The organism is Salipiger sp. PrR002 (assembly GCF_010500775.1).
Lineage (GTDB): Bacteria > Pseudomonadota > Alphaproteobacteria > Rhodobacterales > Rhodobacteraceae > Salipiger.
Genome location: NZ_JAAGOU010000100.1, coordinates 1 through 1,016 on the forward strand (window position 1 = coordinate 1; position 1,016 = coordinate 1,016).

The following is a 1,016-nucleotide window of genomic DNA, read 5'->3' on the forward strand; positions in this document are numbered from 1 at the left end:
GCGAGCCGAACGGCAAGCGTGATGACAAGGCCGACGATCATGGCAACGCCCATGACCACAAGCCCAAGCCCCATACCCACAGCGACCACAACTGCGACCAGCGCCTGCGCGATCAATGCCTTCATCCGTTCCATGCCGAACTCTCCTTTGCTTCCGGGTTTCCTGAAATCTGGGCATGGGAGCTTGCCCGCGCATGATGCTCGCATTGGGTATCGGTAATCTTTGCCGGCCGGACTGAAGATTGCGAAATGCCAATCTTTCGGACAGCTTGCGAAAAGCCGCCTTGGCCATTCCCAGCAGAAAGACATCGGGGACAGACCATGACAGACGCCAGCACCGCGCACCTCACACCTTGGCAGCGGGTGAAACCGCTGCTGCCCTACATCGTGACGGCGGCGCTCTTCGGGGCGGGTGCCTTTGCCCTCTACCGCCTGCTGGCCCCGGTCGACCTGCGCAGCGTGCTGACGCAGGCAAGGGCGACGCCGTGGCATATCCTCGCGCTGGCGGTACTCACGACCTTTGCCAGCTACGCCGCGCTCATCGGCTATGATCGCTCGGCGCTGCGCTACATTGGAAAGGACCTACCGGGCCCGGTGGTCGCCCTCGGCAGCTTCCTTGGCTATGCCTTCGGCAACACCATCGGCGCGGGCCCGATCACCGGCGGAGCGGTGCGCTACCGGGTGTATTCCGCGCTTGGACTTTCCACACAGGACATCGCCGCGATTGCCGCATTCGCCTCGGTCGCCTTCGGCTTCGGGGCGACGATCATCGGCTTCGGCGCGCTGGCCATTCATCCGCTGGCGCTTGGACACCTGCTGCCGTTCGGGCCAGGGGCGATCCGCTATGTTTCGCTGGCCGTCGTGATCGTCGTCACCGGCCTGCTGTTCTGGATCGCCTTTCGCAGGACCGAGATCACCGTGCGGGGCGTCACGCTGCGCGCGCCGACGCCAGGTCTCATGGCGGCGCAGTTCGTCTTCACCGCGGTCGACATGCTGCTGGCGGCCACGACGCTCTAC

The 1,016-nt window shown here is 64.7% G+C and carries 1 protein-coding gene; it reads left to right on the plus strand.

The window, feature by feature from the left end; genetic code table 11:
• Positions 1 to 320: 320 nt before the first annotated feature.
• Positions 321 to 1,016 (plus strand): YbhN family protein (locus G0A00_RS26310; RefSeq protein ID WP_164214301.1); only part of this gene is annotated, 696 nt, incomplete at its 3' end.